The 18317-nt window shown below is 50.3% G+C and carries 18 protein-coding genes; 8 read left to right on the plus strand and 10 right to left on the minus strand.

The genetic code is table 11. From position 1 onward, the window contains the following. Window positions 1-321 precede the first annotated feature (321 nt). Window positions 322-882 (minus strand): D-glycero-beta-D-manno-heptose 1,7-bisphosphate 7-phosphatase, encoded by a 561-nt coding sequence (gmhB, locus tag D5398_RS18035; RefSeq protein WP_120508874.1) that lies wholly within the window; start codon window positions 880-882, stop codon window positions 322-324. A gap of 179 nt (window positions 883-1061) precedes the next feature. Here gmhB and metN point away from each other — a divergent pair, with 179 nt between their 5' ends. The 6 genes from metN to proS all read left to right on the plus strand — a co-directional run bounded on the left by metN (window position 1062) and on the right by proS (window position 6734). Continuing rightward, window positions 1062-2093: a methionine ABC transporter ATP-binding protein MetN gene (gene metN / locus D5398_RS18040; protein ID WP_120508875.1), complete on the plus strand. Its 1032-nt coding sequence runs from the start codon at window positions 1062-1064 to the stop codon at window positions 2091-2093. Then, the gene (locus tag D5398_RS18045; RefSeq protein ID WP_120134658.1) at window positions 2086-2739 is read left to right on the plus strand and encodes a methionine ABC transporter permease MetI; all 654 of its coding nucleotides are present in this window, start codon (window positions 2086-2088) and stop codon (window positions 2737-2739) included. Before metN ends, D5398_RS18045 begins: the two co-directional genes overlap by 8 nt. 61 nt (window positions 2740-2800) lie before the next feature. Further along, a complete protein-coding gene (locus D5398_RS18050) occupies window positions 2801-3616 on the plus strand; it encodes a MetQ/NlpA family lipoprotein (protein WP_120508876.1) in 816 nt (271 codons plus the stop codon). 168 nt (window positions 3617-3784) lie between these two features. Further along, window positions 3785-4192 carry an Rcs stress response system protein RcsF gene (gene rcsF, locus D5398_RS18055; protein WP_120508877.1) on the plus strand — a complete coding sequence of 136 codons (408 nt, stop codon included), beginning with the start codon at window positions 3785-3787 and terminating at the stop codon, window positions 4190-4192. Further along, window positions 4189-4896 carry a tRNA (N6-threonylcarbamoyladenosine(37)-N6)-methyltransferase TrmO gene (tsaA, locus tag D5398_RS18060; protein WP_120508878.1) on the plus strand — a complete coding sequence of 236 codons (708 nt, stop codon included), beginning with the start codon at window positions 4189-4191 and terminating at the stop codon, window positions 4894-4896. Before rcsF ends, tsaA begins: the two co-directional genes overlap by 4 nt. 119 nt (window positions 4897-5015) lie before the next feature. Continuing rightward, the gene (proS, locus tag D5398_RS18065) at window positions 5016-6734 is read left to right on the plus strand and encodes a proline--tRNA ligase (RefSeq protein ID WP_120508879.1); all 1719 of its coding nucleotides are present in this window, start codon (window positions 5016-5018) and stop codon (window positions 6732-6734) included. Window positions 6735-6829: 95 nt separating this feature from the next. Here the strand turns inward: proS and nlpE are convergent, their stop codons facing one another. From nlpE to D5398_RS18080, 3 genes are all read right to left on the minus strand, one after another. After that, entirely contained in the window at window positions 6830-7507 is a 678-nt protein-coding gene (gene nlpE, locus D5398_RS18070) for an envelope stress response activation lipoprotein NlpE (protein WP_120508880.1), read from the minus strand. A 65-nt stretch (window positions 7508-7572) separates the two neighbouring features. Next, window positions 7573-8022 carry an alternative ribosome rescue aminoacyl-tRNA hydrolase ArfB gene (arfB, locus tag D5398_RS18075; RefSeq protein ID WP_415838521.1) on the minus strand — a complete coding sequence of 150 codons (450 nt, stop codon included), beginning with the start codon at window positions 8020-8022 and terminating at the stop codon, window positions 7573-7575. Beyond that, window positions 7989-8549, minus strand: a complete 561-nt coding sequence (locus D5398_RS18080; RefSeq protein WP_120508882.1) for a YaeQ family protein — start codon at window positions 8547-8549, stop codon at window positions 7989-7991. The genes arfB and D5398_RS18080 overlap by 34 nt, the downstream gene beginning before the upstream one ends. 215 nt (window positions 8550-8764) lie before the next feature. Between D5398_RS18080 and D5398_RS18085 the strand changes: the two genes are divergently transcribed. Further along, the gene (locus D5398_RS18085; protein ID WP_120508883.1) at window positions 8765-8965 is read left to right on the plus strand and encodes a YaeP family protein; all 201 of its coding nucleotides are present in this window, start codon (window positions 8765-8767) and stop codon (window positions 8963-8965) included. Then, on the plus strand, window positions 8952-9212 hold the full coding sequence (rof, locus tag D5398_RS18090; protein WP_015696107.1) for a Rho-binding antiterminator: 261 nt from the start codon (window positions 8952-8954) through the stop codon (window positions 9210-9212). Before D5398_RS18085 ends, rof begins: the two co-directional genes overlap by 14 nt. A gap of 65 nt (window positions 9213-9277) precedes the next feature. Here the strand turns inward: rof and D5398_RS18095 are convergent, their stop codons facing one another. From D5398_RS18095 to dnaE, 6 genes are all read right to left on the minus strand, one after another. After that, complete coding sequence (locus D5398_RS18095) at window positions 9278-9565, minus strand: c-type cytochrome (protein ID WP_415838520.1); 288 nt, start codon at window positions 9563-9565, stop codon at window positions 9278-9280. A gap of 91 nt (window positions 9566-9656) precedes the next feature. Beyond that, complete coding sequence (gene tilS / locus D5398_RS18100; protein ID WP_120508884.1) at window positions 9657-11000, minus strand: tRNA lysidine(34) synthetase TilS; 1344 nt, start codon at window positions 10998-11000, stop codon at window positions 9657-9659. A gap of 7 nt (window positions 11001-11007) precedes the next feature. Further along, complete coding sequence (locus D5398_RS18105; RefSeq protein WP_120508885.1) at window positions 11008-11397, minus strand: VOC family protein; 390 nt, start codon at window positions 11395-11397, stop codon at window positions 11008-11010. Between the two features lie 86 nt (window positions 11398-11483). Continuing rightward, complete coding sequence (locus tag D5398_RS18110) at window positions 11484-13631, minus strand: lysine decarboxylase LdcC (protein WP_120508886.1); 2148 nt, start codon at window positions 13629-13631, stop codon at window positions 11484-11486. Between the two features lie 187 nt (window positions 13632-13818). Further along, window positions 13819-14778 carry an acetyl-CoA carboxylase carboxyl transferase subunit alpha gene (gene accA / locus D5398_RS18115; RefSeq protein ID WP_120134671.1) on the minus strand — a complete coding sequence of 320 codons (960 nt, stop codon included), beginning with the start codon at window positions 14776-14778 and terminating at the stop codon, window positions 13819-13821. A 12-nt stretch (window positions 14779-14790) separates the two neighbouring features. Continuing rightward, window positions 14791-18273, minus strand: a complete 3483-nt coding sequence (dnaE, locus tag D5398_RS18120) for a DNA polymerase III subunit alpha (protein ID WP_120508887.1) — start codon at window positions 18271-18273, stop codon at window positions 14791-14793. Window positions 18274-18317 lie beyond the last annotated feature (44 nt).

The following is an 18317-nucleotide window of genomic DNA, read 5'->3' on the forward strand; positions in this document are numbered from 1 at the left end:
GATATTTTTTGCCACCGAGGTGGCTGATATCGTCTTGTGAGTGCCCACACAGATTGTCTGATAAATTGTTAAAGAGCAGTGAGTTACGCGATTTCGCTTGCTAACTCGAGGTGGCGTATATTACGCTTTCCTCATTCAGTGTCAACCGTTTATTTCATTCGGTTGCCGCTGTTTTTAATCTTTCCGACCCGGTTACTTCGTGATGTTGTTCACGTTGTTCCCTGTCGATGGAGCGGCATTATAGGGAGTTAGATTTTAATGGCAAGCGAATAAATACAGTTTTATTTCGTTTGCCGTTTTTTTATCCAAAGACCCTTATTTTTACGCTTTTGCTATAAAGGAAGGCAAAGCAGCAAGGCTTTCCAGCACTGCGTCAGCTGCACTTTCACTTTGTTCGGTAACCGGCTTACCAGTGCGCACTAAAATCTTATGCCCGACACCCGCCGCAGTGGCCGCCTGCATGTCTTCAAGTTTATCGCCCACCATATAAGAAGAAGCCATATCAATATTCAGCTCTTCTTTAGCTGTTAGAAACATACCCGGCAGTGGCTTACGGCAATCACAAACCTGGGTAAACTCCTTAACGGTGCCTTCCGGATGGTGAGGACAGAAGTAGATGCCGTCGAGGTCGACACCACGGTCAGCCAAAGACCAGTCCATCCATTCGGTCAGCGTCATAAACTGATCTTCAGTAAACTTACCGCGTGCAATACCGGACTGATTGGTCACCAGTACCAGCAAAAAGCCCATTTCTTTTAATTTAAGACAGGCGTCAATGACGCCTTCGATAAACTGGAAGTTATCGATTTCATGTACATAGCCGTGATCGACATTCAAAGTACCATCACGGTCGAGAAAGATTGCTGAAACAGGTTGTGCCACGAATTTGCTCCTGATGCCTGATTAATGGCGTGAGTATCGCATGTTTTCACTGCCTGTGAGAATGCTAACCTGGTTGACTTAGACGTCTAGACGCCTTAGCATCCACGACATGCTACGGGGACGATCCCCGAAGAGTTAATTTCACCACGTCACGGCAAAAAGACAGAATAAAAAATAATATGATTAAACTTTCAAACATCACCAAGGTTTTCCAGCAGGGTTCGCGCCAGATAGTCGCGCTCTCTGACGTGAGTCTTCACGTCCCTGCCGGACAAATTTATGGCGTCATCGGCTCATCCGGCGCAGGGAAAAGTACTCTGATACGCTGCGTCAACTTGCTGGAACGCCCGACGGAAGGCCAGGTATTGGTTGATGGTCAGGATTTGATATCTTTTTCTGAAAAAGAGCTGACCCGCGCACGTCGCCAGATTGGTATGATCTTTCAGCACTTTAATTTGCTTTCATCGCGCACCGTATTCGGCAATGTCGCGTTGCCACTGGAACTGGACAATCAGTCTTCGGCTGAAATCAAAAAGCGCGTTTCTGAACTTCTGAGTCTGGTGGGTCTGGAAGATAAACATGACGCTTACCCGGCGAATCTTTCCGGCGGGCAGAAACAACGTGTGGCCATTGCCCGCGCATTGGCCAGCAATCCGAAAGTGTTGCTATGTGATGAAGCCACCAGCGCGCTGGACCCGGCCACTACCCGCGCCATTCTTGAGCTGCTGAAGGACATCAACCGTCGTCTTGGATTAACCATCCTGCTTATTACCCATGAGATGGACGTCGTAAAACGCATTTGCGATCAGGTTGCAGTCATCAGCGACGGTAAACTGATTGAGCAGGATAAAGTAAGCGAGATGTTCTCTCATCCGAAAACTCCGCTGGCTCAGCAATTCATTCAGTCCACATTACACCTGGATATCCCTGAAGATTACGCCATGCGTATGGTGCCGCAACCAGAAGCAGAACGCGTGCCTTTACTGCGTTTGGAATTTACCGGTCAGTCGGTCGATGCGCCGCTGCTTTCAGAAGTCGTACGTCGCTTTGACATTAATAACAACATTATCAGTGCTCAGATGGATTATGCCGGCGGCGTGAAGTTCGGGATTATGCTGACAGAAATGCACGGTTCAGAAGAAAACACTCAGGCAGCTATTCAGTTCCTGCATGAGAATCAGGTGAAAGTAGAGGTACTCGGTTATGTCTGAGGCAATGATGTGGTTAATGGGCCGGGGTATCTGGGAAACTGTCATTATGACGCTGACCTCTGGCTTTTTTGGTTTTGTACTGGGCTTGCCTTTTGGCGTCCTGCTGTATGTGACGCGTCCTGGTCAGATTGCAGAGAATAAAAACGTCTACCGCGTGATGTCAGCGCTGGTGAATATTTTCCGTTCTATTCCTTTTATTATCTTGCTGGTGTGGATGATCCCGTTCACCCGTCTGATTGTCGGTACCTCTATCGGTCTGCAGGCCGCGATTGTTCCGCTGACTGTCGGTGCGGCTCCGTTTATTGCCCGTATGGTTGAGAATGCCCTGCTGGAAATTCCAAGCGGTCTGGTGGAAGCTTCCCGCGCGATGGGTGCAACACCGATGCAGATCATCCGTAAAATCTTGTTGCCGGAAGCTCTGCCGGGTCTGGTCAATGCAGCGACCATCACATTGATCACACTCGTAGGCTATTCTGCTATGGGTGGCGCTGTCGGCGCCGGTGGTTTGGGACAAATCGGTTATCAGTACGGTTATATCGGTTACGACGCAACTGTGATGAATACGGTATTAGTCCTGTTAGTGGTTTTGGTGTATTTAATTCAATTTTGTGGCGACCGCATCGTAAAAGCAGTCACACATAAATAAGAAATAGCAGCTGTAATAGCTACACTGTGAATGATTTATATCCGTTTATTGAGGAAAGGACATGTCTAACAAATTCAAATCCATTGCCGTTGTCGGCGCGCTTCTGGGATCGCTGGCATTAGTCGGTTGCGGACCAAAAGAACAAGATCCAAACCACATCAAAGTGGGTGTAATTGTCGGTTCTGAACAACAAGTTGCTGAAGTAGCTCAGAAAGTAGCGAAAGAGAAATACGGTCTTGATGTTGAACTGGTGACTTTCAACGATTACGTATTACCTAACGAAGCGCTGAGCAAAGGCGATATCGACGTTAACGCCTTCCAGCACAAGCCTTACCTGGATCAGCAGATCAAAGATCGTGGCTACAAACTGGTTCCGGTCGGTAACACCTTCGTTTATCCAATCGCCGGTTACTCTAAGAAAATCAAATCTGTAGATGAGCTGAAAGATGGCGACCAGGTTGCTCTGCCAAACGACCCGACTAACCTCGGTCGTTCATTACTGCTGCTGCAAAAAGTCGGGCTGATTAAACTGAAAGAGGGTGTTGGTCTGCTGCCAACCGTTCTGGATGTGACTGAGAACCCTAAAAACCTGAAACTGGTTGAGCTGGAAGCACCACAGCTGCCACGTTCACTGGATGATGCGAAAATCGCTCTGGCTGTGATCAACACCACTTACGCGAGCCAGATCAACCTGACTCCAGAGAAAGACGGCATCTTTGTAGAAGATAAAGAATCTCCGTACGTGAATCTGATCGTTGCCCGTGAAGATAACAAAGACGCTGAAAACGTGAAGAAATTCGTTCAGGCTTACCAGTCTGATGAAGTTAACGCTGCAGCGAACAAAATCTTCAACGGCGGCGCAGTCAAAGGCTGGTAATCCGTTGCTGTCAGGGATGAAGATTTCGTCCTGACAATTACGCTGTAAATATTACTTTCATAAATAAATTCAAGGCGGGCATATGCCCGCCTTGTTATTTCCTCAATACCTTGGTTCAATAACGCCACATTCTTTCCTGTAAACATATTAAAAAGCAGAGGATATACCATGCGTGCTTTACCTCTCTGTTTGTCGGCGCTCTTGCTGGCGGGTTGCTCTATGACGAAACATCCACAGCCAACCCCTCCTGCACCCGTTGTTAAAGAAGAGCCAAAACCCGTTAAAGCTAAACCGGCTCCGGTACGCCCTGCCCCGGTTAAACTCTATAAAGACGCTGAAGCACTGGTTGGTAGCCCTTTCCGTGATTTAGGCGAAGTCTCCGGCGAATCCTGCCAGGGCGATCAAAATGATGCACCACCAAGCCTCGCTGCCGCGCGCAAAAGAATGCTGACCCGCGCATCTTATATGAAGGCCAACGCAGTATTACTGCACCAGTGCCAGATCATCAGCGGTGTGCCGGGATGTTTCCAGCAGGCGATTTGTCAGGGTTCTGCCCTCAACGTCACGTTTAAATGACCTCATTTTCTTTTGAGCAAATAGGGACGATTCATTCGCCCTATAAAGAGAAGTTTGCTGTTCCGCGCCAGCCCGGTCTGATTGAGGATGGTGGCGGTGAATTACATCTGCACGCGCCTTACAACCAGCCCGAAGCCGTTCGCGGGCTGGAAGACTTCAGTCATATATGGGTGATGTTCATTTTTCATCAGACGATGGAAGGCGGCTGGCGTCCGACCGTTCGTCCGCCACGTCTGGGCGGAAATACGCGTACCGGGGTATTTGCGACCCGTTCAACCTTCAGGCCAAATCCGCTTGGGATGTCTCTGATTGAGCTTAAAGGGATCCGCTGTCAGGGACAAAATGTCATTCTGCAACTGGGCAGTCTGGATTTGGTGGATGGCACGCCTGTCGTGGATATTAAACCTTATCTTCCCTTTGCGGAAAGCCATCCTCAAGCGCGTGCCGGATTTGCCCAGCATGCGCCGGAGGCCAATATGCCGGTAGAATTTTTGCCACAGGCTGAACAGCAGCTGGCAGAACATGCGAGGCAATATCCGCATCTGCGCCGTTTTATTACACAGGTTTTAGGTCAGGACCCCCGACCGGCCTACCGTAAGGGAGAAGCCGCCGAGCGGGATTACGCCGTTCGCCTGCTGGAGTTTAATGTTCGCTGGCGGGTGACGGGCTCTCTGAATCAGGTATTGTCCCTCGACAAAGACTAAATTTCCTCTGCGTCTCTTTTGACAACAGCAACTCGCTGGTAAACTAAATCACTTTTCACGTTTTGGCTGCCAATGGCAGCCTGATTGCAATTTGCAGTGCTAACGGAACCAACAACATCATGCGTACTACTCAATATCTGCTCTCTACACTGAAAGAGACGCCAGCCGACGCGGAAGTGATCAGCCATCAGCTGATGCTGCGTGCGGGGATGATCCGTAAACTGGCCTCAGGTCTGTATACCTGGCTGCCGACCGGCTTACGTGTTCTCAAGAAAGTTGAAAACATCGTACGCGAAGAAATGAACAACGCGAACGCCATTGAAGTGTCGATGCCGGTAGTTCAGCCCGCCGATTTATGGCAGGAGAGCGGACGTTGGGAACAATATGGTCCGGAGTTGCTGCGTTTTGTTGACCGTGGCGATCGCCCATTCGTTCTTGGCCCGACCCACGAAGAAGTTATTACCGATTTGATCCGTAATGAAGTCAGCTCATACAAACAATTGCCGCTGAACTTCTTCCAGATCCAGACCAAATTCCGTGACGAAGTTCGTCCGCGTTTTGGCGTGATGCGTTCCCGTGAATTCCTGATGAAAGATGCCTACTCGTTCCACACGACGCAGGAATCCTTGCAGGAAACTTACGATGCAATGTACGCAGCCTACAGCCAGATCTTCAGCCGTATGGGGTTGGATTTCCGTGCAGTTTTAGCGGATACCGGCTCTATCGGCGGCAGCGCTTCACATGAATTCCAGGTTCTGGCACAGAGCGGCGAAGATGATGTAGTGTTCTCTGATTCTTCTGATTTCGCGGCTAACATCGAGTTCGCTGAAGCCCTAGCTCCGGCCACTGCGCGCGCGGCAGCAACCGAAGAAATGCGTGTTGTTGAAACGCCAAATGCCAAAACCATCGCTGAACTGACTGAACAGTTCCAGGTTCCGGTTGAACAAACCGTTAAGACCCTGATGGTTCATGCAACCGCAGAAAGCGGCCATAAACTGGTTGCCCTGCTGGTTCGTGGTGATCATGAGCTGAACGAAATCAAAGCGGAAAAGCTGCCACAAGTTGCTACACCACTGACGTTTGCGACAGAAGCTGAAATTCGTGAAATCGTGCCGGCTGGCCCGGGCTCTCTCGGTCCGGTAAATCTGCCGATGCCAGTTGTCGCTGACCGTACTGTTGCCGCCATGAGCGATTTCAGCGCAGGTGCTAACATCGACGGTAAGCATTACTTTGGTATTAACTGGGATCGCGATGCTGCGCTGCCAGAAGTGGCGGATATTCGTAATGTTGTTAATGGCGATCCAAGCCCGGATGGCCAGGGTACGTTGGTTATCAAACGTGGTATCGAAGTCGGTCACATCTTCCAGCTGGGCACCAAATACTCAGAAGCGATGAATGCGACCGTTCAGGGCGAAGATGGCCGTAATCAGGTAATGACCATGGGTTGTTATGGTATCGGCGTGACCCGTGTGGTCGCTGCGGCAATTGAACAAAACCATGATGCTCGTGGCATTATCTGGCCGGATGCTATTGCTCCCTTCCAGGTCGCGATTCTGCCAATGAACATGCAAAAATCTTTCCGCGTGAAAGATGCAGCAGAAGCGTTGTACAAAGAACTGCGTTCACACGGTATCGATGTGATCCTCGACGATCGCAAAGAGCGTCCGGGCGTCATGTTTGCTGATATGGAACTGATCGGTGTTCCGCATCACGTAGTGATTGGTGATCGTAATCTGGATGCTGAAGAGCTGGAATACAAAAACCGTCGCTCTGGTGAAAAACAGATGATCAAACAAAGCGATATCGTTGAATATTTGCTGAGCCAGATCCCGCGTTAAGATCGGCTAACGATTGTTTGCCATAAAAAATGCCCGCTTAATGCGGGCATTTTTGTTTGTGCAATTCAGTTTATGCAGTTCAGTCCGCTCTGGCTTTAAGGACAGGATTTGTTTACGTCAAACTTAACGTTTTTATCCGCCACCACGGCGTTTTGTATCTGCCCTTCTTCCATTGATGGCTCCGTCATGAAATGGCCATCCATGGAAAGGAAGACCAGCTGATTGGGTGCTTTACGCGCCGCAAGATAACCTTCTTCCAGTGATTTATTTGCCGACATCGGGAACACTTTACCGGTTGTACAATCTTTGAATGACGCCGCATCAGCGCTGTATTGCATCATTCCGGTCAGTGCCATCGGCGTCTTAGGCAAACTTTGCTGCACCGGCTTGAGGGTATAATTGAACTGAGAAGTAACAGGCTCACCGCTCATATCCAGCATTTCCAAATTTTCATCTTTCGGATGGAAATAGCGTTTCTCACCATCGTTACCCGTCAGCACCAGTTTATCGGCAGTCCGCGCCCAGCGCCCGTAACTGGCGAACGTCTGATCGCCGTCTTTACTTCCCTGATAGATTTCCTGCAGGATATATGTTCCGTCCTGTTGCAGGAAAAGTGACGTTTTCAGGCCGCTGCAATCCGCACAGGGCAACACGCCGCTGTAACTCTGCTGCATCGCCTGCAAAGGTTTTTCATGATTAAATGCGGCGGTATGACAGCCGAACAATGATAACGCCCCGAGCGCCAGCACTGCTCCAATAATGATTTTTTTCACAGTTTCTCCCCTACTGCTATTCCACAGTGCTGCGATAAAAATTGTCCTGCAGCACGAATTTAGGGCTAACGTATCTTGCCCCGCAATGCTTTCGTCGCACCCTTGCGAACTTTACTTTCTACCCGCCGAATTTTAGACCCGCGGGTCGGTTTCGTTGCCCGACGCGGTTTTTCTACCACCATCGCCTGTGAAATCAATGCCCCAAGCCGGGCCAGTGCCGCTTCGCGATTCATCTCTTGGCTCCGGTACTCCTGGGCCTTGATTATGACCCAGCCGTCAGCGGTAACAGAATGATGATTGAACGCCAGTAAACGCTCTTTGTAATATTCTGGCAAACTCGACGCTTTAATATCAAAGCGTAAATGAATGGCCGTTGAGGTTTTATTGACGTTCTGGCCGCCATTCCCCTGAGCGCGTATCGCCGTTAATTCGATTTCGCTGTCGGGTATTTCCATTTTTCCGGAAAGGATTAGCACGTTGATTACCTGGTTTCTTTCACAACAGACTCTTTCCATTCAGAAAAATGAATTTCCAAATTACTCTGAGCATCAGAAAGCCAAATAGTTCCGTCCTGTAACGTCGCCTGTAAATTCATCGTACGGCTGCCGAAAGCGGTCAGCTGCGTCAGTAACTCATCTTCTATATAACGGATGCGCAGATTCTCAAAACCTCTGACTTTGCCCTCGATTTGCGACCACCAGACTTTCGCAGCACGCTCACCATACGCATAAAGGACAACTTCGCGCGATTGGTTACAGGCCTTTTTCAGACGCTTCTCATCAGGTAATCCCAATTCGACCCATAACTCGATACCATTGTGGTCATTCTTACGCCAGATTTCCGGCTCATCTTCCGCGCTTAGTCCGCGAGTAAACACCAGCCTTTCGTCAGCATGATAAATCCATGCCAGCAAACGCAGCATCATGCGTTGTTCTGTTTCTGAAGGATGCTGCGCCAGTGTCAGGTTAGCGTCATGAAAGAAATTGCGGTCCATATCGGCGATATTGACTGCTGCTTTATAAATGGTTGCTTTTAACGCCATGGTAAACCCCTTGATAATAGACGCACAGTGTACTTGAAAGCGTCCTGCCGCGACCAGTTTTCCCCCGATGGTCATCCTCAATAATGGCTTTACGCAAACGATTTACCTTTACAGGGCGGCTAATAACTCACACTCTCCTGTGCTATAGTCGTTAAATACTGAGAGCTTATCTTTCTGCGCTTTCCTCAGAGGGATACGCTTTTTAGGGAGAACTTATGCAACAATACTGTGAGTTGGTACGCCGTAGATATTCTGAAATCGCAAGTGGCGATCTCGGATATGTGCCCGATGCGTTGGGCTGTGTATTGAAAGCATTGGACGAAGTGGCAGCAAACACTGAACTTCCGTCTTCCGTTAGGGACCAGGCGGCCTATGCCGCCGCTAACTTATTGGTGAGCGATTATGTCGATGAATGATGAGTACCAACCCATCAATTGCGATGACTACGATAATCTCGAGCTCGCCTGCCAGCATCACCTTGTTTTGACGTTGAAGATGCGTAGCGGAGAAATTGTTGAGGCGAAAGCCAACGATCTGTTAATGCGTAAAAAAGTGGAATATCTGGTGGTTGAGGCGAACGGCGAACAACGGGATCTTCGTTTAGATCACATAGAAAGCTTTAGCCATCCGGAAATTGGCACGGTAGTTGTCAGCGCTGAATAGCAGAAACAACCCTCAATTTACCTCACGGGCAATCTCAGGATTGCCCGTTTGCATTTCTGAGCCCTTCAGTCCAGCGGCTTGAGACTGGCGTAATACGCCGATAAATCACTGATATCCTGATCGGACAATGATGAACTGAATGCCTGCATTACCCCTGCCTGTCCACCGCTTCTTTCCCCTTTCTTATAAGCATGTAGCGAAAGTGCCAGATAATCTGCATTTTGCCCGGCCAGATTAGGGTAAACAGAATTAATGGCCTGTCCCTTTGCGCCATGACACGCCGCGCAACTGGCTGATTTTGACTGCCCGTCAGCCACGTTTCCGCCAGCCAGTGCCGGTAAACTGAACAGCATAAGGGCCGCTATTCCTGCCACACTTCTCATCACAACCAACATCCCCACTCCCCGGACACATGAAAACCGCCCAATAATAATTTATCTGTTATTACGCCACGGACCATAGGATCCGCCATTGCGCTTCGTTATTTTGAGTCAGGGCCTGGCGGGTGATAAACCATCCCGGTGCTGCCATCAGTTGATCATTGTAATAAATCAGTGGGATCCGATCCCGCTGCCACGGCGGGACACCGAGTTCCAACCAAAGTTTTTTCGCCTGACGCGCACGATCCCGTCCGACCTTTTCAATAGATCCCTGCGCCTGAAAACGTACGGTGACCTTCTCATCAGCATGAGGCTGGCGGATCAGACAGCCATCCGCTTGTGTGCGGGGATCAATATCAATTTCCAGAAACCCGAGTCCGTCCGGCAGCATTAATTTTTCGCACGGATCCCAGTTGATAATCTGATCTTTCAGGGGCTGGTATTCCGGTAATAAATACAGACGCTGGCGAAAACGCCTGACTACCCTATCCCCCAGTACTAACCGGGCCTGTGCATCTTCACGACTTAATGCCACTTCATCCCAGACTCTATGCAACTGCTCGCGCGAAGGCATTTTTTCACCGAGCAAAGCCAGCCAACGGCGCAATAATGCAGAACGTCTGACGGCTGAAAACTCCTTCAGACCCTCGACTGATAAACTGCCCTGCTCGTCAGTCAACGCTGTGAGCGACTCACTGAGCAACTCATCCAGCAACGCCTCCTGCTCCGCGCAAAGCAATGCGCTGCGGGCAGCAGCATGAGCAAAGTGCGGCCAGCGATCATACATTACGGGCAGAATCCCCAGCCGCAGGAAGTTGCGATCAAAGCGGGCATCACCGTTACTGTCATCTTCAATCCAGCTGAGCTGAAACTGAGCCGCGAATTCTTCAAGCCGCTCACGTGTAAGATCGAGCAGAGGACGCAACAAACGATAACCGTGCGCTGAACTGTCCGCGCTCATCGCCGAAAGGCCCGCCGGACCGCTGCCACGCTTAAGCGCCAGCATAAAAGTTTCACACTGATCGTTGAGATGCTGCGCTGTCAGTAAGATTTCGTTCTCAGCCAGATGGTCTGAAAATACCTGATACCGCGCCGTTCTAGCGGCAGCTTCTATACCGCCGTTTTGTGCATCCACCCGTACCTTTACGGCGGAAAAAGGGATGTTCCGCTGAAGACAAAATGCCTGGCAATGCGCCAGCCAGTCATCGGCAAACTGACTTAACCCGTGATGAATATGCAGCGCACGCAGTTCAATTTCCGGCAGTGTGGTATCACGTAGCTCTGCCAGCCCGGCCAACAGAACAGATGAATCCAGCCCGCCGCTGAAAGCCACACAAAGTTTTCGTGCGTCACCGATTTTATGGCGCAAATGTTCGGTCAGAAATGTCGTGGCAGTTTTTGAGTTCATAGAATGATCAGGATTCGTACAATTCCAGCGGCAAGCCATCAGGGTCGTTAAAGAAAGTGAATTTTTTACCGGTATACGGATCGATTCTTACTGGCTCACAGAAAACACCCGACGCAGTGAGCACTGAAATTGACTGTTCGATATCATCCACATTGAACGCCAGATGACGCAACCCACAGGCTTCCGGGCGGCTTGGTCGTTTCGGTGGCTGCGGGAAGCTGAACAGTTCAATGGTGTATTGGCCGTTCAGCGCCAGATCGGCTTTCCAGGAATCACGCTCTTCCCGGTAAAATTCGCCCTGCAACGTGAACCCGAGAATGTCGCAGTAGAAGTGTTTGCTGGCCTGATAATCAGAACCAATAATAGCGATGTGGTGGATCTGGCGAAGATTAAGCATAGTCATGTCCTGTTGATTTCTGTGGTGAACGTTACTCAGGCTGTCCGGAATCGTCAATAAAAAGCCCTCACGAAGAGGGCTGTTTGTTACTGCGCTTCCGGAAGTTTTAAGATTTTCACCAGATAGCGCCCGTCTTCTGTGAGACGCGTTCCATGAATATCAGTTTCAAAGCCGGGATAACGCTCGCCTATTGAGCACAACATAATCAGAAAATCGAGCACCGCGCGGCTTTCCTCGGTGATCATCTCTCCCGGCATCACCACTGGCACGCCCGGCGGGTAAGGCAGGATCATGTTGGCGGATACTTTGCCGATCAGCTCATCAATATCACATTCATCGATGTGCCCGCGAACCTGATGCTGAAACATTTCATACGGTGTCATTTTCATTTCCGGCAGCACATCAAACGCTTCCAGCATTAAACGCGGCAGGTCATGACGGACGATCAGTTTGTGGATCCCCTGCGCCAGATCATGAATACGCATATTACGATAGAAATCAGGATCTTCCGCATAGAGATCTGGCAGCATATTCTTGACCCGCAGATTGAGATCGTAACTGCGTTTGAAATCAGTCAGACCGCGCATAAGGCTCATGGATTTGGTTTTATCAATGCCGATACTGAACAGAAAAAGCAGATTGTACGGCCCGGTTTTTTCCACCACCACGCCGCGTTCATCGAGGAATTTCGCCACCAACGCCGCCGGTATCCCCTCTTCTTCCAGTTTACCCATTTCGTTCATGCCGGGTGTCAGGATGGTCACTTTGATCGGATCCAGATACATATGATCGGCATCAGCATTAGCAAAACCGTGCCAGTTTTGATCCGGATCCAGCGGCCAGCATTCCGCTTCATCAATATGTTCAGGCTGCCAGATATCGAAGAACCAGCCGTCAGTTTCTTCACGAAGCCTCTGGATCTCCTTGCGAAAATGCAATGCACGTTCCACTGAGCGGTTGATCAGGCGCCGTCCGGGATTTCCGCGCAGCATCGCCGCCGCGGTTTCCGCTGAGGCGACAATGCCGTAGTTCGGCGACGTCGTGGTATGCATCATATAGGCTTCATTAAAGGTGCTCTCGTTGTAATCACCTTTAATGTGGATCATCGAAGCCTGCGAGAAAGCCGCCAGCAATTTGTGCGTCGACTGCGTTTCGTAAATGACTTTACCAGGGATCCGTTCGCCGCTCATTCCGCTTTTGCCATCGTAAATAGGATGGAAGTTGGTATACGGCACCCATGCAGAATCGAAGTGAATCGATGGAACATCCAGAGTATTTTTAATGTAATCGGTGTTATACAACAGGCCATCATAAGTGGAATTAGTAATGACGGCGTGAACCGGCCAGCTCGCATTCGCGGTTTGGGCAATCTTTTCTTCGATGCTCTCGCGGGTAAATTCACGCTGCGGGATCCCGCCAAGAATGCCGTAAGCGTTGCGGTTCGGGCGCAAATAGACCGGCACGATATTGGTCATCATCATCAGATGTGCGAGTGATTTATGACAATTGCGGTCAATGAGCACCGTACTTCCGGCAGGCGCTGCATACATGCCGACTATTTTGTTGGCGGTCGAAGTCCCGTTGGTGACGATATAACTCTGCTCAGAGCCGAAAGTTCTCGCGATATATTCTTCGGCTTCCAGATGCGGGCCGGTATGATCGAGCAGAGAACCCAGCTCGGTGACTGAAATCGACACATCCGCTTTCAGCGTTTTGGCTCCGAAAAAATCATAGAACAGCGTTCCGACCGGACTTTTCAAAAAGGCCGTACCGGCCATATGCCCCGGCGTACAAAAGGTGTATTTACCTTCTTCCACATAGGTGAATAACGCTTTCGTCAGGGGTGGCGTAATCGTGTCGATGTATTCATCGGTGTACTGGCGGACGCGTTTAGCGATATCGTCGGCCGCACTCAGCGCATATTCAAAGAAATACAGCACCATACGCATTTCATTGACGTCAACGTCCAGCGTCGAATGCGTATTGATAAATGCATAAAGCGGCAGATATTCATTCAGCTCGTTAATTTCTGTACACAGCTCTTCGCTGTGTTGATCCCAGTCGAAAATCGCGCCGCAGATCCGGGCATTATTTTCGATGAGTTTGAGTAAGTCAGCCCGGTCACGCGGATAAATTATCTGAAACCCAAGAAGCGTCAGTGCGCTATCCAGTTCGCGGATTGGTTCCTCTTTATAGTAAGCCCCTTCCGGGCGCATGATAGCGATAATATTCATCTGACAAATCCTTCTGTTATTTTTCTCTCAGGTATTAATAGAAACACGGTTGGTCCCTGCTGTGTACCCCTTGCTGATGAGTTTGGGGCAAAACATAGGATTTTAAGATTGCAGGAAAGTCTGAGCAGTAAAAACGCCAATAAAAAAGGCCATGCATAAGCATGGCCTTTTCGAAATCACTCGCAAATTAGCAGTAGCCGTAAGTCATCAGACGCTGATAACGACGGTTGCGCAATTCTTCCGTGCTGAGAACATCCAGATCGCTGAGATCAGCTTCCAGTTGTGCACGCAGAGAAGCCGCCATGGCTTCGACATTGCGGTGAGCGCCACCCAAAGGCTCCGGAATAACGGAGTCGATCAGTTTCAGCTCTTTCAGACGCGGTGCAACAATACCCATTGCTTCCGCAGCCAGAGGAGCCTTATCCGCGCTCTTCCACAAGATAGAAGCACAACCTTCCGGTGAAATTACCGAATAGGTGCTGTATTGCAGCATGTTAACTTTGTCGCCAACGCCAATCGCCAGTGCACCGCCGGAACCACCTTCACCGATAACGGTGCAGATAACCGGAACATTCAGGCGAGACATTTCACGCAGGTTACGGGCGATAGCTTCAGACTGTCCACGTTCTTCAGCGCCAACACCAGGATAAGCACCCGGAGTGTCGATAAAGGTAATGATTGGCAGTTTGAAGCGTTCTGCCATTTCCATCAGGCGTAACGCTTTGCGATACCCTTCCGGCGCAGGCATACCGAAGTTACGACGAATTTTCTCTTTGGTTTCACGACCTTTCTGATGACCAATGATCATCACGGCACGTTCACCTAAACGGGCGATACCGCCAACGATAGCTTTATCGTCTGCATAGGCACGATCACCCGCCAGTTCATCAAAATCAGTAAAGATATGTTTGATGTAATCCAGGGTATAAGGGCGACGAGGATGGCGCGCCAGTTGGGCAATTTGCCAGGCACCCAGATCAGAGAAAATCTTACGGGTCAGTTCAACGCTCTTTTCGCGCAAGCGTGCAACTTCCTCGTCCAGATTAATATCTAATTTTTCGTCTTGACGGCTGACTGCAGTCAGCGAGTCAATTTTCGCTTCCAGTTCCGCAATCGGCTGTTCAAAATCAAGAAAATTCAGACTCATAGCATTCCTATTTTAGTCAAATTCCAGTTCCACCTGCTCACTACCGACCAGGCCTCGCAAATCCAGCAACAGTTTGTCCGTTGGCGTAACACGCCATGACGCCCCGAATCGTAGCCGGGCTCTTGCGTTTTCTCGTTGGTAATACAGATGCACTGGTATCGTCCCCGATCGATGAGGTTCCAACGATTGGCGGAGACGGTTCAAAAGCTGGTCATCAATTTGCCTGTCAGTCAGCGATATAGCAAGACCGCGAGCATATTTTTCCCGTGCTTCACTGATGTCCATTACATCGCGGGCCATCATTTTAAGCCCGCCACTGAAGTCATCAAAGCTGACCTGTCCTGTGGCGATAAGGATACGGTCTTTTTCCAATAAATGCTGAAATTTTTCCAATGCTTCGGTGAACAACATGACTTCCAGACGACCTGAGCGGTCATCCAGTGTACAGATCCCAATGCGGTTACCGCGCTTGGTGACCATGACGCGTGCAGCGAGCACCAGTCCCACTGCAACGGTCATTTTGCCCCGTTCCGTCGGGTGCATATCTTTCAGGCGCTGTCCGCCGCCATAACGCTCGATTTCTTTCAAATACTGTGTGATCGGATGGCCGGTCAGATATAACCCAAGCGTTTCACGTTCGCCATCAAGCACCGTTTGTTCCGGCCACTGCATCACATTCGCGTAGGATTTTTCGACCTGCTCCGGCGCTTCGGCCAGAACGCCAAACATATCCACCTGACCAATCGCTTCAGCTTTAGCATGTTGATCAGCGGCTTTCAGTGCGTCCGGCAGAGAGCTCATCAGTGCGGCACGGTGCGGCCCGAGACGGTCAAAAGCACCGGACATGATCAGTTTTTCGAGAATACGTTTGTTCAGTTTTTTGACATCAGCACGCGCGCAGAGATCAAACAGCTCTTTGAAATAGCCGCCCTCATTACGCGCCTCAATAATGGCTTCAATCGGACCTTCGCCCACACCTTTGATTGCGCCAATACCGTAAACGATTTCACCTTCGTCGTTCACGTGGAAATGATACAGGCCGCTGTTGATATCAGGCGGCAGTATTTTCAGCCCCATACGCCAGCATTCATCGACCAGACCGACCACTTTCTCGGTGTTATCCATATCCGCGGTCATTACCGCCGCCATGAATTCTGCCGGATAGTGCGCTTTCAGCCACAGCGTCTGATACGACACTAAAGCATAGGCCGCTGAGTGAGATTTGTTAAAACCGTAACCGGCGAACTTCTCTACCAGATCGAAGATTTTAATCGCCAGTTCGCCGTCGATACCGCGAGATTTCGCACCATCTTCAAATCCGCCGCGCTGTTTGGCCATTTCAACCGGGTTTTTCTTACCCATCGCACGACGAAGCATGTCTGCGCCACCGAGCGAATAACCCGCCAGAACCTGCGCAATCTGCATGACCTGTTCCTGGTACAGGATGATGCCGTAAGTCGGCTCCAGTACAGGTTTCAGGGATTCATGCTGCCACTGGATATCCGGATAGGAAATTTCTTCGCGACCATGCTTACGGTCGATAAAGTTATCTACCATGCCTGACTGCAACGGCCCCGGACGGAACAGCGCCACCAGAGCGATCATGTCTTCGAAACTGTCGGGCTTCAGACGTTTGATCAAATCTTTCATGCCGCGCGATTCAAGCTGGAATACCGCAGTGGTTTCCGAGCGTTGCAGCATGTCGAAGCTTTTCTTGTCATCGAGAGGGATGGCCGCGATATCCAGAGGCGGCTCACCGGATTTCTCGCGGCGGGCGTTAATCATTGCCAGCGCCCAGTCGATGATGGTCAGCGTACGCAGGCCGAGGAAGTCAAACTTCACCAGCCCGGCATATTCCACGTCGTTTTTATCGAACTGTGTAACCGGGTGGTTACCTTCTGCATCACAATAAAGCGGTGCGAAGTCAGTAATTTTGGTTGGCGCAATGACCACCCCACCGGCGTGTTTACCGGCATTACGGGTGACACCTTCCAGCTGACGGGCCATGTCGATCAGTGACTTAACTTCCTCGTCAGCCTCGTAAATTTCTGGCAACTGAGGTTCTGCGGCAAACGCTTTTTCCAGCGTCATCCCCGGATCCGGTGGCACCAATTTTGAAATGCGGTCAACGAAACCATACGGGTGACCGAGGACGCGTCCTACATCGCGGATAACCGCTTTAGCGGCCATCGTACCGAAAGTGATGATCTGCGAAACCGCTTCACGACCGTACATTTCAGAAACGTGATCGATAACCCGGTCACGCTTTTCCATGCAGAAGTCGACGTCAAAGTCGGGCATGGAAACACGTTCAGGGTTAAGGAAACGTTCGAACAGCAGGTCAAACTCGAGCGGGTCCAGATCGGTGATTTTCAGCGCATACGCCACCAGAGAACCTGCACCGGAACCACGTCCCGGTCCAACCGGCACGCTGTTATCTTTCGACCACTGGATGAATTCCATTACGATCAGGAAGTATCCAGGGAATCCCATCTGGTTGATAACGCCGAGTTCGATATCCAGACGTTCGTCGTATTCAGCACGTTTTTGAGCACGTACTTGCGGATCAGGGAATAAAAACTCGAGACGCTCTTCCAGACCGATTTTTGATTTTTCGACCAGGAAATCTTCCGTGGTCATATCGCCGGTCGGGAATTGAGGCAGGAAATATTCGCCCAGCCGGATGGTCACGTTACAGCGCTTGGCGATTTCCACGCTGTTTTGCAGGGCTTCGGGAACATCTTCAAACAGTTCACACATTTCGTCTTCACTGCGCATATATTGCTGCGAAGTGTAATTGCGCGGACGTTTGGGATCGTCGAGGGTAAAACCGTCGTGGATTGCGACGCGGATTTCATGGGCATCAAAATCGGTCGGCACCATAAAACGTACGTCGTTAGTGGCCACAACCGGCAAACCACGCTCTGTCGCCAGCGCCACGGCAGCATGAAGATAGTTTTCTTCTTCTGCACGACCGGTGCGGATTAATTCCAGGTAGTAGCGGTCAGGGAAATATTGCTGGTAGAAATCCAGACACTGATTCACCTGCAAATCATTGCCGCGGGTCAGGAACTTACCGACGTCGCCCATTCTCGCGCCGGAAAGCAGGATCAGACCTTCGTTCAGCTCTGCCAGCCATTCGAGGTCGACAATGGGTCCGGCAGCGCCATAACCGCGCTGATAGGCTCTGGAGATGAGCAACGTCAGATTTTGATAGCCCTGATTATTCATCGCCAGAACAGTCAGCTGCGCCAGCTCATCGCCGAGGATGTCACTCTGAACATTCAGGTCTGCGCCGATAATCGGCTTAATGCCGGCACCGTGCGCGGCACCATAAAATTTAACCAGTCCGCACAGATTAGTGAAATCAGTAATCGCCAGAGCGGGCATGCCGAGTGACGCTGCGCATTTCACCAGCGGGCCCACTTTCGCGAGCCCATCCACCATGGAATAGTCGCTATGTACACGCAGATGAATAAAACGAGGTTCGGCCATATCCAGAGTCCAGAAATGAGTGAATTAAGGGTTGTATACCCCGC

Origin of the sequence: Rahnella bruchi (assembly GCF_003614975.1) — a bacterium.
In the GTDB taxonomy this organism is placed as follows: domain Bacteria; phylum Pseudomonadota; class Gammaproteobacteria; order Enterobacterales; family Enterobacteriaceae; genus Rahnella; species Rahnella bruchi.

Excerpts from the sequence above, each read along its gene's own strand:
- metN (WP_120508875.1), top strand. The coding sequence starts at position 1,062 with ATGATTAAACTTTCAAACATCACCAAGGTTTTCCAGCAGGGTTCGCGC.
- D5398_RS18045 (WP_120134658.1), top strand. The coding sequence starts at position 2,086 with ATGTCTGAGGCAATGATGTGGTTAATGGGCCGGGGTATCTGGGAAACT.
- D5398_RS18050 (WP_120508876.1), top strand. The coding sequence starts at position 2,801 with ATGTCTAACAAATTCAAATCCATTGCCGTTGTCGGCGCGCTTCTGGGA.
- rcsF (WP_120508877.1), top strand. The coding sequence starts at position 3,785 with ATGCGTGCTTTACCTCTCTGTTTGTCGGCGCTCTTGCTGGCGGGTTGC.
- tsaA (WP_120508878.1), top strand. The coding sequence starts at position 4,189 with ATGACCTCATTTTCTTTTGAGCAAATAGGGACGATTCATTCGCCCTAT.
- proS (WP_120508879.1), top strand. The coding sequence starts at position 5,016 with ATGCGTACTACTCAATATCTGCTCTCTACACTGAAAGAGACGCCAGCC.
- arfB (WP_415838521.1), bottom strand. The coding sequence starts at position 8,022 with ATGGAAAGAGTCTGTTGTGAAAGAAACCAGGTAATCAACGTGCTAATC.
- D5398_RS18080 (WP_120508882.1), bottom strand. The coding sequence starts at position 8,549 with ATGGCGTTAAAAGCAACCATTTATAAAGCAGCAGTCAATATCGCCGAT.
- D5398_RS18085 (WP_120508883.1), top strand. The coding sequence starts at position 8,765 with ATGCAACAATACTGTGAGTTGGTACGCCGTAGATATTCTGAAATCGCA.
- rof (WP_015696107.1), top strand. The coding sequence starts at position 8,952 with ATGTCGATGAATGATGAGTACCAACCCATCAATTGCGATGACTACGAT.
- D5398_RS18095 (WP_415838520.1), bottom strand. The coding sequence starts at position 9,565 with ATGCTGTTCAGTTTACCGGCACTGGCTGGCGGAAACGTGGCTGACGGG.
- tilS (WP_120508884.1), bottom strand. The coding sequence starts at position 11,000 with ATGAACTCAAAAACTGCCACGACATTTCTGACCGAACATTTGCGCCAT.
- D5398_RS18105 (WP_120508885.1), bottom strand. The coding sequence starts at position 11,397 with ATGCTTAATCTTCGCCAGATCCACCACATCGCTATTATTGGTTCTGAT.
- D5398_RS18110 (WP_120508886.1), bottom strand. The coding sequence starts at position 13,631 with ATGAATATTATCGCTATCATGCGCCCGGAAGGGGCTTACTATAAAGAG.
- accA (WP_120134671.1), bottom strand. The coding sequence starts at position 14,778 with ATGAGTCTGAATTTTCTTGATTTTGAACAGCCGATTGCGGAACTGGAA.
- dnaE (WP_120508887.1), bottom strand. The coding sequence starts at position 18,273 with ATGGCCGAACCTCGTTTTATTCATCTGCGTGTACATAGCGACTATTCC.